This window comes from Moorena sp. SIO1F2 (assembly GCF_010672755.1).
Classification (GTDB): Bacteria; Cyanobacteriota; Cyanobacteriia; order Cyanobacteriales; family Coleofasciculaceae; genus Moorena.
Map to the genome: position 1 here is coordinate 1 of NZ_JAAHFV010000166.1, position 14,086 is coordinate 14,086.

Below are 14,086 nucleotides of genomic sequence, written 5' to 3' on the forward strand. Positions count from 1 at the left end.
TATACCTCAACTAGAGTCCCTCTGTGTGCTTCATTGGTTTGATTTTTCATTGCCCTAGGATCTGGTGTTCTGCTGAAAATGTAATTTAAGTTACAACTACTAGTGGATAACTATAACCTACATAGCATTTCCATTTGAGTTGTGAACATAATCCCTTAGGGAAAGGCAAGAGGCAACAGGCATGCATGCTAGAGGTAATCAAGTATCTAGGGATTTTTTGTAATGAAAAAACTCTAATCCTTGTTTCCAATTCCTTTGGAAAGGCTATCGAAATAATTCTTCAATATTTTCTGGGTTAATTTTTGTAAAAATACACCTCAAATGAATCTAAAAAATCAGGTAAAGGATCTTCCCAAAACGGCTCTGATTACTGGTGCATCCAGTGGAATTGGTTATGAATTTACCAAGTTATTTGCTCGCGATGGCTACAAGTTAGTGTTAGTCGCCAGAAGTGAGTCGAAACTATCTCAACTGGCCGAGGATTTTAGGTAAAAATTTGGGACATTTGTCAGGGTTATTCCGGTGTTGTCCCTGGTCTCAAAAACCAGTTGCTTGCCCTGAGTATAAGATTTATGCCCCGAAATCTAGTAAACCAAGTGGTAAGAAACATGCAAGAAAGGAGCCACTAGTTCTGATTAGGCAGTGGATTGATAAATTCTGGCTTAAGCTGATAGCCTTCATGAAAATAGAAGCAATGGATAAGTTTCAAAGAAAGCCTCAAGAAAGATTTGTAAACAAAACAATGAGCAATGAATAATGAACACCTACCCTTCTACCAATGTACTCGACTTGTTACGGCTTCTGGGTAATCTAGCCAGTGGCTTTATCCGTAACCCCCGTGGTTTCGACCTTGAAAAAGTATTAGGGGGTTGGATTGGTGATGTAATCAAACGCTATGGTAGTAAAAATGTCATTCTAAACTTTCTTCTCAAGAAAGTCTTGCTAGTATCTGGGCGTGACTTATCAGACCGGATTTTACAAGACCCACCAGACAGCCAAGGCTATATCGAAGGCAATCTCAAGAAGGATGGTATGTCTTTTCTTGCCCCCAACGCCCTCACTATCAGCCATGATCAACAGTGGCAGCGCCTGAGACCTTATAATGAGGGAGTGCTTGGCACAGGTTGCCAGCACCAGTACCAACAGGCTTTCCTCGAACAGGTAAATCATGCTTTTTCAAACCCAGTGTCCAACATTGAGGATATCCGGAAATTTATGGGTCAGGCAATGCTTGGCATCGTGTTTGGAGAAAATGTTGCTCCTGAGCGGTTGATCAAGGATATACAGGTGTTATTCTCAATGGTGGGAAATCCGATCAAGCGGATTCTATTGGGAAGGTTTGAAACTAAGCGTTTAGAAAAATTTTATGAAACTCTTGAGCAGCTTTGGGAAGGCAGCGAAGCGTCTGAAAAGCCATGCCTGTTGTCTATGGCTCATGGCATAAAGCCCTACACTACTGAAGAGGAACTCCTGCAACAAATCCCCCACTGGATGTTTACCTTTACTGGTTCAGGGACTGACTTGCTGGCGAGAACCCTGACTATGATTACCTCTAGACCAGAAGTGCTCGAACGGGTGCGACAGGAAATCAAGGAAGCGGGTTCGTTAGAGAAAGCCTCAACCATTGCTAAACTCAGCTATTTAGAAGCTTGTTTGTTGGAAACTGGTCGTTTGTTCCCTCCAGTGACCAGAACCTTTCACATTACAACAGCTGGCGACGCTTATAATAACACCCGTATTCCGCCAGACATGGAAATTCTACACTTTTTCCCAATCATGCAACGGGAACGTTCTTTAGACCCATCCACGGATTCGTTTGTACCTCAACGATGGCTAGATCCGAGGGATCAGGACAATTCGACTTACTCCAATTTGTTTCTCAGAGGATCTCGTACTTGCCCCGGAAGGGATTTGATCCTGTTTGTTTGTAAGAGTGCGATCGCAATTCTCCTAGACCAGCAGCAGCTGACATCCAAAACCAATGTACTCTCCCGAGACCCTCTACCAGCCTACTTCCCAGAAAAGGATATCCAATTTGTTAACCCTTGACGGCTTGTGAAATTAATTGACAGTTGAGTGATCAGCAAAGAGTACCCGAGATGGGTACTGTCAATCCCTGTAAATTATACAACACTAGATTTATTAGTCAATCCTCTTTAATTTATAAATTAATGAGTTATGATCAACATAAAAAACTAAGAAATAGAAAGAGCTAGACAACGGTGAATTAAGGATTAATTAAGATCATGCTCAGTCCTATTCACCTAAGCTTAGGAGTGAGCAGTAAGCTCTGACCGGAATTCCTGACACTCCCAACCTAAAACACTAAATACCTCGGTAATAAAAACTAAAGGAATTAGCACAATGACAAAGAAACCTTGGCATAAGTTTCCTACTCCTCTAGCCCTGTTCAAATTAAATAAATTCCGCGAGAATATGCGGGAAGAAAACCTGCACGATACCTCCCAATTACCCACAAAAGGGGAGCCCCCTGAACCGACTCCTAGTCCTGATGGTCGCCATCTTAAAATTCGTACAGCGGATGGTTCATTTAATGACCCCAATGATCCCAAAATGGGGATGGCTGGCACCCGCTTTGGACGCAATGTAGCCCTGAAATACGCATACCCCGACGAAAAGAATTTACTCAATCCCAACCCCCGTACGATCAGTCGGAAGTTATTGACCCGGGATGAATTTGTACCAGCTTCGACCTTAAACCTAACAGCTGCAGCCTGGATTCAATTCCAGACCCACGATTGGTTTTCTCATGGCTATAATGAGTCCCAGGAAAAAATCGAGATTCCTCTGGAACAGGATGACCCCTGGCCCGAAGAGCATCGACCTCTGGAAATCGAAAAAACTCCAAAAGACCCTACTCGTTCTGAAGACGATACCAACAATCCCCCAACCTTTATCAACAGAGAAACTCACTGGTGGGATGCTTCCCAAATCTATGGCAGTTATCAGGAAACTATCGATAAGGTGCGTAGCCATGTCGATGGTAAGATGATCATTGGTGATGACGGTTTGTTACCTGTCAACCCAGAGAATGGAATCGATATTGTGGGCTTTGACGATAACTGGTGGATAGGACTGAGCATGTTGCATATCCTGTTCGTCAAAGAGCACAACACTATCTGTGATCATCTGAAAAAACAATATCCTGACTGGACAGATGATGACCTGTTCGACCACGCTCGACTGATTAATGCTGCCTTGCTGGCTAAAATTCATACTGTGGAATGGACTCCGGGCATCCTGGGACATCCCGCCTTGCAAGTTGCCATGAGAGCTAATTGGTGGGGTCTATTAGGTCAGGAATTCAAAAATCGCTTTGGGCGTCTTGGGGACAGTGAAGCAGTCAGCGGCATTATCGGCTCAGCCACTGACCACCATACTGCTCCGTTCTACCTCACCGAAGAATTCGTTTCTGTGTATCGGATGCATCCCCTCATCCCTGATGAATTCCCGTTTTACTCAGTTAAAGACGGTAAAGAGCTGCTGACGAAAGACTTTTTTGAAGTTTCTGGCAAGCGCTCACGTGCCATTCTAGAACAGGTAGATATAGCTGATTTATTCTACACCTTCGGAATCAGCCACCCAGGTGCTGTCACCCTTTACAATTATCCAAAGAAATTGCAGCAGCTAGTGAGGGACAACGGTGAAGTATTTGACTTAGCTGCTGTAGATATCCTGCGAGACCGGGAGCGAGGGGTTCCCCGCTACAACCAGTTCCGGGAACTAATTGGTCGCGATCGAGTTAAATCCTTCGAGGAAATCACTGAGAAGCCAGAATGGGCGAAAGAATTGCGGGAGGTTTACAACAATGATATCGATAGTGTAGACCTAATGATAGGTATGTTTGCCGAAAATCCTCCCAAGGGATTTGGTTTCAGCGATACCGCCTTTCGGATATTCATTCTGATGGCATCCCGACGACTGAAAAGCGATCGCTTCTTTACCAAGGATTACACTGCCGAAATCTATACTCAATTCGGTTTGGACTGGATTGAAAAGAACACTTTCATAAGTGTTGTGCTCCGACATTACCCCAGCTTAGCTGCTAGTCTGAAGGGTGTTGAAAATGGCTTTGCTCCCTGGAAGCGCATAGTCAAATAATGGCTCAGTTGAACCTTTGGGTTAATTGACAATCTCCGCTCGCTCAGAGACGGGGATTGTTGCTTTTGGTTTGCACCAATGACAGTAGAGATCAAATCTCCCTAGGTGCGCTTGACCCATTAAGAATTATAGCAGTCGCCAGGGCAGGCGCGGACATGACAAAAGTCTCAAACCTAAGTAAGCGCAAGAGTTTGACTTCTGACTTCTGACTTCTGACTTCTGACTTCTGCTATAAATTCGCCACGGGTCGCACCTGAGGAAATTCCGCCCTGACGCTCACACTTGAAACCCGACTCACCCCAAGCCTTCATGTCTACATCCGTGAGCTGGATTAGATCAGAGCATCGGGGTTGAATGACTTGAGACAGCAGCGCCCAAACCAAGCTGCGAGCAATGTCTATCCCAGTTTTGAGAGGGGATTCTGAATTACCAGGAATACCTTTCTCTGGCACCAAATCTGTGTCTACCCAAATCCCATGAGCTCCCAGTAGAATTTGCGCCATCCACTGAGCCCGTGGTAGATGGGTGCAAGAGGTAATTAACTTAACCCTACGAACACCCCAACGCCGGAAAATTGGGATAGTGACATACTCCCACACGCTTATCAAAGATTACAGTGTGGGCTTCTTACCAACTCCACCTAACGGGAACGGATATTCGGTAAGCTTTATTAACGACACTGGATGCCCCTCCGCGCCGGAACAATAAATAAGTTCTATTTTTAGTAAGTAGGTGGCGGTTAGCTCTTAATTTGTCTTCCCTACTTCTTTTATTATAGACGATCTTCAATCGTAATTGTTCCCTATTACATAAATATCTTGTGCAAAATTCATCCCACACTCATGCTGCGAATGTTCGTTGTGGGGCTTCTTTTGCTAGAAGCTAAAGAAAAAGTTACCAAAGGTAGAATTAGCACACTTTTCTAACCAAACCTGTTCCGAAGATGCCATCTCCCGCTGAAAAATTAGCCAAATGCAGGGGTCTGGGGATCCATGAGAAATCAGAATTCGCTTGTCTGGGTGCTGTTTGACTAATTCAGCAACATGGATTTCTCGACGAATACTCCCCCCTAGGACAAAGAACGTATCCACAGGTGCTGATGCTGCTGCCTGCAATCTCAGAGTATTAATTAGCAGCCAGCCACACAAAAAAAGTGCTAGGGTTAATAACCCCCAAAGTCTTAGGCGTCTTCGCCATTTTACTGCTCGTGACAAGTTTATCATTCATTAATCGGCCTGAAATATTACCTTTGACTTGGATTTTTGGCTTGAGTGATGCCTAGAATTTTCTGAGCTACTGTCTGAGAAACTGGCATCACCGAGAGTCGATTTCCACGTCTAGTAACCCATAGCTCTTGGTCGCTAAACTCCTGTTTAAGGGTTGAAAGCTCTAGCAAATCGGTAAAAACCTCGACAAATTGCACTACCACAGTATGCCAGCGCGGAGATTCAACACTTGATTTGGGGTCGTAGTAACGGCTAGTTTGGTCAAATTGAGTCGGGTCAACTACTTCACTTTTAATAATTTCCATTAAGCCCACAATTCCAGGGGGTTTAGTATTGGAATGGTAGAAAAAAGCCAAGTCTACCTCCTTCATTTCACGCAGAAAGTTTCGAGCTTGGTAATTACGAACCCCATCCCAAATTGTTTTACCTTCTTTTTCCAGATCAGTGATGCTATAGACTTGTGGTTCCGACTTCATCAACCAGTAATTCATTAGTTATAGGCTTTTAAAAGGAGATGTGAAACTAGTATTGATCAAAAAAGCGACTGCATCAAGACAACCCGATGATTTTTTGGTGTTATCCGAAATCAGGATTTGGTTTCCTTATCTATTTGGAAATGCTGATCAAGTCCGGTTAGTTAGTTGGTTTATGCTCAAGTCGCTTTTTGTTATTCGTAATTTTTCCTTCTTCTTATAACTATAATGATCTTGAACTTGCTAAACAAGGCGTAGTCTTCCACTGTTAGTTAATTTTGCTCCCTGATGAAGCTATCCAAATTTCTCTTGCCTGTAGGCTTACTGGCAATTGTCTTACTGGGATGGAGAGTGTTCAGTGCTGCCTCTGCTCCCCTACCAGAAGGGTTTCCACCTCCTACCCCAGCTGGCAAAATCGAAATCAAACACTACCCTGCCTATCGCGCTGCCACAGTACCCTACTCTGGGGAGCTGTCTGAGGCAGCTAATCGTGCTTTTGGCTCCCTGTACCGTCATATTAGCTCTAACGATATTTCCATGACTGCTCCGGTCGAAACTCGTTATCCGATCAGTACCCTGGAAAGTAGTCAGGGAGATTCCCTTGCTCAGCTTGGTGTTGCCTATGTATCATTTCTATACCACCGCCGTAATATCACTCCTGAGCAGATTGAAAAGAATATTCAGGTAGAAGACATACCACCGATGACAGTAGTCAGCCTTGGGATGAAAGGTAGCTATAGTTATATCAGCTACCAACAAAGTATTGAGCAGTTGAAGGAATGGTTAGCCCAACACTCGGAGTATACCGTCGTTGGTAAACCCCGTCGCTTTTTCTATGATTCTCCCTTTGTTCCGGAACCCCTAAAGCGCAGTGAAGTTCAAGTTCCCATTAGAGCGGTAAATGACTAATACCAATTTAATTTATTCCTGCTACCAATAATGATAATTAGAATGATCAGGATTTTTTAAAAATGGAAAGACAAGAATTCTTTGAATCCAAGGGTGCAAAGATTTATGGAACACTTACCCTACCAGAAGGTGTGGAAAAGCCCTCCGCTTGCCTATTCATTGGAGGGTCTTTTCCTCAGACAAGAGAAGGAAATATAGATAATTCAAAAACCGATTGGTTTCCTAAACCATTACCAGAGCGAAACCTGTTCCGGGATGAAGCTAGAATTCTGGAGGAAATCGGGATAGCCACATTTAGATACGATAAGCGAGGATGTGGTCAAAGCGAAGGAAATTTTAATACTACTCGACTATTTGACTTGGTAGATGATGCTCGGATGGCATTGGAATGGATGCGGAGTATTCCTGAGATTGACAGCAGTAGAATCGGAGTTCTTGGTCAAAGTGAAGGGGCTGTAATTGCTTTAATTTTAGCAGCGTCTGACCCAGACATTAATTTTTTTGTTTGGCAAGGTGGCATTTATAACAACCTAGAAGGGATAATCAAATGGCAAGCCGAAGCCTTTGAAAAATTAGATAGTACAACTATCAAAAATTTCAAGAAAAACATGCCATTAATTTATTGGACATACAAACAGTTTGATGAAATTATTGCTAGCGCAAAAAGGGGTGAAGAGTTCTTTCGCATCGGAGATGAAGATTGGTCTTTTAATTCTTACCTACCGGCGGCTCAAGAGCATTTTGACAATCCTCCCTATTTATTTGTGGACAAGGTCAAATGCCCAGTACTAATTTTACACGGTGCCTTGGATCACAATACACCTCCAGAAGAAGCTCAAGAAATGCAGCAAGCACTTATCGATGCTGGAAATAGGAATGTGACAACTCATATTTTTCCTGGATTGGATCACAGCTTCAGAAGATTAGGTGACCCAGATGAAGATTTTGTTACTGCTATGAAACGACCCCTAGATCCAGAAATGCCCCAAGCACTAACTAATTGGCTAAAAGTCTGGCAACAAAAGTGATCAGGTGATCAGATCAGGTCATGGGGAGATCGGGATATCAGCTACAGAACAGGAAAGAATAACAGACTATGATATCCCCTTAATCTAGCTAACAAATCCAGTTTATTTTAGGCTAATTATTGGGAATCGATATATACACCATTCGTCAAGTCTGAAATGTCGGCTCTTAGGCGAAAGCCTTTGGCTAGACAAACCAAGTCCACCTACCTAAGTGGACTCAAGTTTCTTTCTAGCCTAGGGCTACTAAAAATGGTGCAAGATATCAGTTAAAGCGACTTCATAAATTTTGGTAGTTTCCAGTTAGGACACCTCATTGGCTGAAATTTATAGGGTTATTTGATCATAAAAAGTACGGAATAGCAAAAAAAATTACAATTACCAGGTTTTGTCTAAAAATCACTAACTAGTTAAGTGTTACAAGCTCTAGCTATTGAAGTAACCGAAGATTGTAGAATATAAGGAAAACGTACTATTTCAGATTCAGAGGTGAGGTAAAGTTATGCCCCGTGGTGGTTATCGAGAAAATAGTGGTCGCAAGCCGAAGTGGAATCTGGGTCAAACGAAAGCAGTAAGGATTCCGGTAGTGATCGCAGATACAATTCTAGAAGTGGCTAAACGACTGGATGAGGGGGAGAGTATAGAGTCGGTGATTATTCCTAAATCAGAAACGACTAAACTCTCTCAATTGACTGAAGAAATAGGGGCATCACCAAGAGACTCCAAAGACTCATTAATGGGGTCTTAATTCAGAATTCAGAGTTCAGAGTTCAGGAATATTCCAGCTCAATTCGTAATTCTGAATTCTGAACTCTACAGATATTAGACTACAGGAGCATTTTCGCTTAGTTTCACTTGATTGTAAATAGGGTTTTCTTAAATTTATAAGCTCTTGATTTCTCTGATTTTTTCCTAAATCATGAAGGTGCTAAATCGAATTATAAAACATAGATTTACTGTACATAAAATCTTCTGGTTTACCAAGAATAAAAACTCTCTAAATTTGATAAATTCTATACTTTGAAAAAAATATTGCTGTCTAGGTTCTTGATAAACATCAAATTAGATTCTATTTGGCCAAGTTGCTATAACCTTAATCTTCTGATTTTTGCACCAATTTATAAATTTGATGATGCTACTCATTCCCTGACTTGAAGTTATAGATTCAGATATCTTCTTGTTTGAAGTAATTTTGGCAATAGTTTTGATTTCTTTTTGGGTCATATCAGCTTTTCGATTAGCTGTTTCATCTCCATACTCATTAATAGTTGGAGACTGATAAGCTGAATTCCTGGACTGAAGGGTTTTAAATTTAGCTACTATTCCCTGTTGCACACGCTTCAAGGATATTGCACTGATAAAACGAACTTGATCAATTAAATTCAGTGATAGTAAATATTCCGGATCCCGACTCAACACATAATCAGTAAAGAGATTACTAGGTTTTCCATCATGTATATAATGCTCATATTCCAGAGGAAGAAGAACTAAATCTCCAGGTTTGAGCCAGGAACGAGAACGAGTCAAGATGTAATCAATACCAAGTGGAAAAGTTGTAGCTCCATTAAGACAACTTATGGACGTCTCTTTATGTATCTGACTACAGCTAATGCCAAATCTATAGCAGCATGGTAATTATTAAATTGAGATTGCGTCGCAATTCGCCTTTACGATTACCACCGAGAGGAATATAGAGATAATCCCGCAGAAAGTTAGAAAGGGTAATATGCCACCTACGCCAAAAGTCGCTGATGTTTACTGCTTTGTAAGGAGAGTTAAAGTTCAGTGGTAGCTTAATACCAAACATCCGTGCTGCACCGATAGCCATCTCAGAGTAGCCGGAAAAATCGAAGTAAAGTTGGAACGTGTAAAATAAGGCACCACTCCAAGCATCATAAAAGGTGAGCAATTCTCCTGAAGCAGCAGCATTAAAGACTGGAGTAGCATAAACAGCAGCTGTGTCAGCAATCAAGACTTTTTTGATTAACCCTATGGAGAAAATAGTTACCCCCACCGCCAGATCTTCAGGGTTAAACTGACCAATCTTTAGGTCTACATTTATACAGTTCCCTGATCTCCTGTCCAATGAACAGTAATTGCTGACTTTTCCTAAGCATTTAGCCGTCAGCTTGGTCATTGATCATTGGGGATTGAGTTAGTGCTGCTATTGTTGTTATTTCAGCTCAAGCCTTTGCGATCGCTTGCTGATCAGCATCGCCATTACCCATTACCCATTACCTAGAATTTCTCTCGTAGCTGAGTTGGAAGGCACGCGATCGCTTACTCTACCGAACCGGAGCAATCCCTCAGTTTTTAGTCTGGCAACTTGTACTGTTCTACAATCCGCTTGGCATACTCTGGCACATGTGCCTCTAACTTTTCTGGATGATTGCGCTTTAGATATAAATAGTTGCGGGTGAAGTGGGAGTCAATAGAAAAACGAGCATACTCCAATCCTTTCGGACCTATTTTTTCAATCACCACTCCCATCATTTTTGCTGCCCACATCGGTAACGTAACTCCCTTGTCATAGGCAGGAATACTCTGTTGCACTGCCTGTTTGCGATCGCCTTTTGACATGACTGGTTGAGTTTCCAACTGGTCTTGCACCAAATCCAACAATTCTTGCCCAATGTCATTACGAACGAGAATCCACTGCCAACCAAAGGGAGCTCCCATGTAACCTACCACTAAATCCGCTAGGGAGTTTACATAGTCAAAACAACTCATGCAAGAGGAGGCAAACACATCTTTGAGTTGATTAGTCTTTAAGCCAAAGAACGGTACTTTCTCAATCGAGCCATCCTCATGTTTAAAGTGAATCCGGAAATCCTGCATAAACTCGTAATGTACCACTGTTTCTGGTGAACGGCTGGTGGTTTCTAGAAATTTTTGCAACCCCTCACGGTTGACATTATCGACACAGGGCGTACCTAAAACATAGAGTTTTTCTAAACCGAGTTCGTTTTGCACTGATCGCAATGCTTGGATTTGGCAGCCAACACCAATTACTAATAATCGCTTCATCCCTGATTGTTCCACTTGCTCTAACACAGAGAGGTTAGGAGACAAGGTAGGCTTATTCACCCGTGCTGCTAACACCTCCTCTGGGGTACGAGCAATGATCGGCATTGGCTGAAAGCGGTCTTCTTTAGTGTTTTGGACACAGACTACACCTTCAACTTTACCCTGCTTGAGCATTTCCATGGCAATGGTACTGACAATTCCTGTCCACTGCGCCCCTTCTATGGGGTTAATCTTCTTAGCCGTGATCATCTTCTGGTTAACACCAAAGTACCAATCGTCTGGATGATCTAGATTGCGGCTACGTCCATGGGCTTTTGTTTCCAAGTCAGCTATTTGCTGGTTTAAGAATGCACAAGCTTCCTTGACATAATGGATATAGTATGTATCACAAAGTCCACACTCGCTACACAGTTCCTTGGCAGGGCGTCGGCTACTTGGTTTTAAGGCTCTCGCTTTTTTATGTTTGGCAGGTTGAGGTGTCACTGAAGTCATTTGCTTAACTAATGGTCTATTGTCTCACGATGGTGAGCATTCAGCCGTCAGCTAATGCGCTACCTCAAGCGCGTCGTTCGCACAGCGTGGCCAAACGCGCCCCGCGTGGCCCAAAGGCCAAGGCCAAAGCCTGTGCCACGCACGCTACTTGAGGTGATATCAGCTATCAGCCGTCAGCGTTAATTTGGATCTTGGTTATCGATTCCAACACAATAGACAGGAGTGTAAATGCGTTCCCGTCGCGGCTCAATGCTTAGCATCGCATATCTCGATTGCCAACACTGATCGGATTTTCTCTTAATTTTCTCTTAATTTTCTCTTATTTGGTACATTTGTACTCAATTAAGTCATGCGATCGCGTAGCGTGGCCTACGGCCAATCGCACAAAGAGGAGATAATTGGACCCTCAGGTCAATCAAAGTACCACCTTAGGGGCGCAGGGCGTGCGCCCACCCACCAAGGGAAAAGAAAACCAGAAAAACCCTCCTTTTAGTTACCAAATTCTGCCACCTGAGATTCAGACAGACCTGTTAAATTCGCCACCTGCTCCACCGTCATCCCTTGCTCTAACAAGTTCTGCGCCACCTGCTGCAACTGAGACTCCGCTTGATCAGCTCTTTGTTGTTCTTGATCAGCTCTTTGTCGTTCTTGCTCGGCTTTTTGTTGTTCTTGATCGGCTCTTTGTTGTTCTTGATCGGCTCTTTGCCGTTCTTGTTCAGCTCTTTGTTGTTCTTGATCGGCTCTTTGTTGTTCTTGATCGGCTCTTTGTTGTTCTTGCTCAGCTTTTTCCTCAGAAGTGGGCAGTAACTCCCCATCCAAATTTGCCCAGCGTAACCAAGTTGCTTCGATGCCGTTATACTCACCATGCCAACGCACCAAGCTCAAACCTAATGCCTGAGATACCAGTTGGTTTTGCTCATTAGGTTCTATCGGTTGGTAAACTCTATTTTGGAGATGAAATCCAGCCCAATCATCTGGATTAAACGGATCAAACCAGAAATACTCTGGCACACGCATCTGATTTTGATAAATCTGTTTTTTCTCGTTTTTGTCACGCTCAGCAGTGCTTGCCGACAAAAGTTCGATAATCACGTCAGGAGCCTTTTCCTCCTCCCAAATCACCCAGCTTCGACGCTCTCCCTTGGGTACATCTAGAGCAACAAAGAAATCTGGTCCTTTATAGTCCTTATTTTTGAGTTGGGCAACGCTGTAGTAAACAAACATATTACCACCGACATAGCCATCCGACCTATTATCTAGCCAAGGCGATAGGGTATAAATGAGCAGATCCATTTGGGCTTTGTGCCGTGCGGTTTCCATTGGTATATCATCATCACAAGGGAGCTCAGCCTGAGTAGGTGGTGCTGCCACTGGCATTGACACTATAGTTTTAGAGAGTGTAAGCTCTGACATGGCTGTCCAAAGGTTTCAGTTTACCAAGTTTTGACACTTCTATGTTAATGGGTGCTGCTTCCAAGCAAATGGGATCATATTTTGGAGGCTCTGGTTTTGGCGGACGGAAACTCTCCTAGATACCTATAGAAATCACCCCCATGCCCTGGTCAGTCAGTGCTTCTTTACAAAGAAGCCGAAGTTTAGCTTTGATTGGGTCAGTATCCGGCAACGAGAAAGCATTCATCCCCTTCTTTGCTGCTGTCTTCAATGCTGCAAATACCTGCTCAAAAGGCAGATATTTGCCTAACACCTTTTGATAACTTTGCATCCAGGGGAAAGTACTGATGTATTCACAATTAAAGGTGAGGTAGCCAGAGTCCTCACCAATTTAGATAAACGAGAGATAGTCATTATTGTAACCAAAGCGGAAATCCCCTACTGGATCTTCCCAAGTGGCCATAACGTCCGAGGGTAACTGTTGATGGCTGATAGCTGAGTGGTCAAAGTATACATGGCTGCGTTCGCTAGCCAACGCCCTTCGGGCTAATCGCAACTTCCTCAAACCTAGACGCATCAGGCTGTTTGACTTTTTAAATGCCACCTTCGGTCTCTTATAAGTAAGCAGAAAGTCTATCACTGTTTGCTGGACTTGACCAATAGTCCAGCTAGACAGTACTTAATTATACAAAGTTGGACTATGTGTTGTGGTATTTACCAATGACTACTTAGTGATTAGTGATTAGTGATTAGTGCTTTGTGGCCAGTAACAAGTTTTCTGGTATTCACCAATCACCAGCTTAGTGATTAGTAATTAGTGATTAGTAATTAGTGATTAGTGCTTTGTGGCCAGTCACAAGTTTTCTGGTATTCACCAATCACCAGCTTAGTAATTAGTGATTAGTGATTAGCGCTTTGTGGTCAGTAACAAGTTTTCTGGTATTCACCAATCACCAGCTTAGTAATTAGTGATTAGTAATTACTAAGCTGGTGATAAGTGCTTTGTGGCCAGTCACAAGTTTTCTGGTATTCACCAATGACTGATTACTAATCAATAAAAAACCGCCGCTAGCAATAGGGCGGGATGGTTAAGCAATCGGAGGGTAACTCTAGGTTACTTGGTTAATCTAGGATAGTGTTGTAGCAAATTTTACCAAATACCTATGACTGTCTAGCTTTTACCATAAGCATTAATGGGCTCTTTGATAAGCCGAATATATAAATGCTTAAAGGTAGACCTAATTACTCGAGGCATACCAAAATCAATCGGTGTCATAGTATCAGGTAGTTTCCAATCCCTCACTTGGATTTCTACAGGAGCCTCGTACTCGTCCTTCCACTCCTGCGTCTTCTCGATGAACGCCTCACGGCCGATGTCGAGCCGGCTGATGCCGTCGTTGAGGAGCCGCTTTTCGACGAC

General features: G+C 43.0%; 15 protein-coding genes and 1 pseudogene. 6 read left to right on the top strand and 10 right to left on the bottom strand.

Translation table 11 applies throughout. From position 1 onward, the window contains the following. Nucleotides 1–321: 321 nt before the first annotated feature. The 3 genes from F6J94_RS19170 to F6J94_RS19180 all read left to right on the top strand — a co-directional run bounded on the left by F6J94_RS19170 (nt 322) and on the right by F6J94_RS19180 (nt 4,122). Nucleotides 322–492 carry an SDR family NAD(P)-dependent oxidoreductase gene (locus F6J94_RS19170; protein WP_293043434.1) on the top strand — a complete coding sequence of 57 codons (171 nt, stop codon included), beginning with the start codon at nt 322–324 and terminating at the stop codon, nt 490–492. Between the two features lie 264 nt (nt 493–756). Beyond that, the gene (locus tag F6J94_RS19175; RefSeq protein WP_293043436.1) at nt 757–2,049 is read left to right on the top strand and encodes a cytochrome P450; all 1,293 of its coding nucleotides are present in this window, start codon (nt 757–759) and stop codon (nt 2,047–2,049) included. 315 nt (nt 2,050–2,364) lie between these two features. Continuing rightward, a complete protein-coding gene (locus F6J94_RS19180; RefSeq protein WP_293043438.1) occupies nt 2,365–4,122 on the top strand; it encodes a peroxidase family protein in 1,758 nt (585 codons plus the stop codon). 173 nt (nt 4,123–4,295) lie between these two features. Here the strand turns inward: F6J94_RS19180 and F6J94_RS19185 are convergent, their stop codons facing one another. From F6J94_RS19185 to F6J94_RS19195, 3 genes are all read right to left on the bottom strand, one after another. Beyond that, nucleotides 4,296–4,730 (bottom strand): hypothetical protein, encoded by a 435-nt coding sequence (locus tag F6J94_RS19185; RefSeq protein ID WP_293019080.1) that lies wholly within the window; start codon nt 4,728–4,730, stop codon nt 4,296–4,298. Nucleotides 4,731–4,997: 267 nt separating this feature from the next. Further along, nucleotides 4,998–5,345, bottom strand: coding sequence for a hypothetical protein (locus F6J94_RS19190; RefSeq protein ID WP_293043440.1), 348 nt, complete (start codon nt 5,343–5,345; stop codon nt 4,998–5,000). Nucleotides 5,346–5,365: 20 nt separating this feature from the next. Continuing rightward, nucleotides 5,366–5,839: an EVE domain-containing protein gene (locus F6J94_RS19195; protein WP_293019077.1), complete on the bottom strand. Its 474-nt coding sequence runs from the start codon at nt 5,837–5,839 to the stop codon at nt 5,366–5,368. A gap of 270 nt (nt 5,840–6,109) precedes the next feature. On the opposite strand from F6J94_RS19195, the gene F6J94_RS19200 reads away from it, so the two are divergent. The 3 genes from F6J94_RS19200 to F6J94_RS19210 all read left to right on the top strand — a co-directional run bounded on the left by F6J94_RS19200 (nt 6,110) and on the right by F6J94_RS19210 (nt 8,503). After that, nucleotides 6,110–6,730 (top strand): heme-binding protein, encoded by a 621-nt coding sequence (locus F6J94_RS19200; protein ID WP_075902850.1) that lies wholly within the window; start codon nt 6,110–6,112, stop codon nt 6,728–6,730. A gap of 62 nt (nt 6,731–6,792) precedes the next feature. Beyond that, nucleotides 6,793–7,758 (top strand): alpha/beta fold hydrolase, encoded by a 966-nt coding sequence (locus tag F6J94_RS19205; RefSeq protein WP_075902848.1) that lies wholly within the window; start codon nt 6,793–6,795, stop codon nt 7,756–7,758. A 499-nt stretch (nt 7,759–8,257) separates the two neighbouring features. After that, nucleotides 8,258–8,503, top strand: a complete 246-nt coding sequence (locus tag F6J94_RS19210; protein WP_075902846.1) for a hypothetical protein — start codon at nt 8,258–8,260, stop codon at nt 8,501–8,503. Nucleotides 8,504–8,817: 314 nt separating this feature from the next. Here F6J94_RS19210 and F6J94_RS19215 read toward each other — a convergent pair whose 3' ends face one another. The 7 genes and pseudogenes from F6J94_RS19215 to F6J94_RS19245 all read right to left on the bottom strand — a co-directional run. Next, nucleotides 8,818–9,282 carry a hypothetical protein gene (locus F6J94_RS19215; RefSeq protein WP_075902844.1) on the bottom strand — a complete coding sequence of 155 codons (465 nt, stop codon included), beginning with the start codon at nt 9,280–9,282 and terminating at the stop codon, nt 8,818–8,820. 91 nt (nt 9,283–9,373) lie between these two features. Beyond that, on the bottom strand, nt 9,374–9,892 hold the full coding sequence (locus F6J94_RS19220; RefSeq protein WP_293019076.1) for an MBOAT family O-acyltransferase: 519 nt from the start codon (nt 9,890–9,892) through the stop codon (nt 9,374–9,376). Nucleotides 9,893–10,068: 176 nt separating this feature from the next. After that, nucleotides 10,069–11,274 carry a Coenzyme F420 hydrogenase/dehydrogenase, beta subunit C-terminal domain gene (locus F6J94_RS19225; RefSeq protein WP_070394912.1) on the bottom strand — a complete coding sequence of 402 codons (1,206 nt, stop codon included), beginning with the start codon at nt 11,272–11,274 and terminating at the stop codon, nt 10,069–10,071. Nucleotides 11,275–11,763: 489 nt separating this feature from the next. Further along, nucleotides 11,764–12,687, bottom strand: coding sequence for a Uma2 family endonuclease (locus tag F6J94_RS19230; protein WP_075902842.1), 924 nt, complete (start codon nt 12,685–12,687; stop codon nt 11,764–11,766). Nucleotides 12,688–12,802: 115 nt separating this feature from the next. Then, a complete protein-coding gene (locus F6J94_RS19235) occupies nt 12,803–12,997 on the bottom strand; it encodes a hypothetical protein (protein ID WP_075902840.1) in 195 nt (64 codons plus the stop codon). Between the two features lie 60 nt (nt 12,998–13,057). Then, the gene (locus F6J94_RS19240) at nt 13,058–13,270 is read right to left on the bottom strand and encodes a hypothetical protein (RefSeq protein ID WP_158069760.1); all 213 of its coding nucleotides are present in this window, start codon (nt 13,268–13,270) and stop codon (nt 13,058–13,060) included. Nucleotides 13,271–13,837: 567 nt separating this feature from the next. Next, a pseudogene (locus F6J94_RS19245) lies at nt 13,838–14,086 on the bottom strand (hypothetical protein); the annotation flags it as partial.

Bases quoted from the DNA above. Each gene is read 5' to 3' on its own strand.
- F6J94_RS19200 (WP_075902850.1), top strand. From the start codon at position 6,110: ATGAAGCTATCCAAATTTCTCTTGCCTGTAGGCTTACTGGCAATTGTC.
- F6J94_RS19230 (WP_075902842.1), bottom strand. From the start codon at position 12,687: ATGTCAGAGCTTACACTCTCTAAAACTATAGTGTCAATGCCAGTGGCA.
- F6J94_RS19195 (WP_293019077.1), bottom strand. From the start codon at position 5,839: ATGAATTACTGGTTGATGAAGTCGGAACCACAAGTCTATAGCATCACT.
- F6J94_RS19175 (WP_293043436.1), top strand. From the start codon at position 757: ATGAACACCTACCCTTCTACCAATGTACTCGACTTGTTACGGCTTCTG.
- F6J94_RS19210 (WP_075902846.1), top strand. From the start codon at position 8,258: ATGCCCCGTGGTGGTTATCGAGAAAATAGTGGTCGCAAGCCGAAGTGG.
- F6J94_RS19205 (WP_075902848.1), top strand. From the start codon at position 6,793: ATGGAAAGACAAGAATTCTTTGAATCCAAGGGTGCAAAGATTTATGGA.
- F6J94_RS19170 (WP_293043434.1), top strand. From the start codon at position 322: ATGAATCTAAAAAATCAGGTAAAGGATCTTCCCAAAACGGCTCTGATT.
- F6J94_RS19190 (WP_293043440.1), bottom strand. From the start codon at position 5,345: ATGATAAACTTGTCACGAGCAGTAAAATGGCGAAGACGCCTAAGACTT.
- F6J94_RS19180 (WP_293043438.1), top strand. From the start codon at position 2,365: ATGACAAAGAAACCTTGGCATAAGTTTCCTACTCCTCTAGCCCTGTTC.
- F6J94_RS19225 (WP_070394912.1), bottom strand. From the start codon at position 11,274: ATGACTTCAGTGACACCTCAACCTGCCAAACATAAAAAAGCGAGAGCC.
- F6J94_RS19220 (WP_293019076.1), bottom strand. From the start codon at position 9,892: ATGACCAAGCTGACGGCTAAATGCTTAGGAAAAGTCAGCAATTACTGT.
- F6J94_RS19235 (WP_075902840.1), bottom strand. From the start codon at position 12,997: ATGCAAAGTTATCAAAAGGTGTTAGGCAAATATCTGCCTTTTGAGCAG.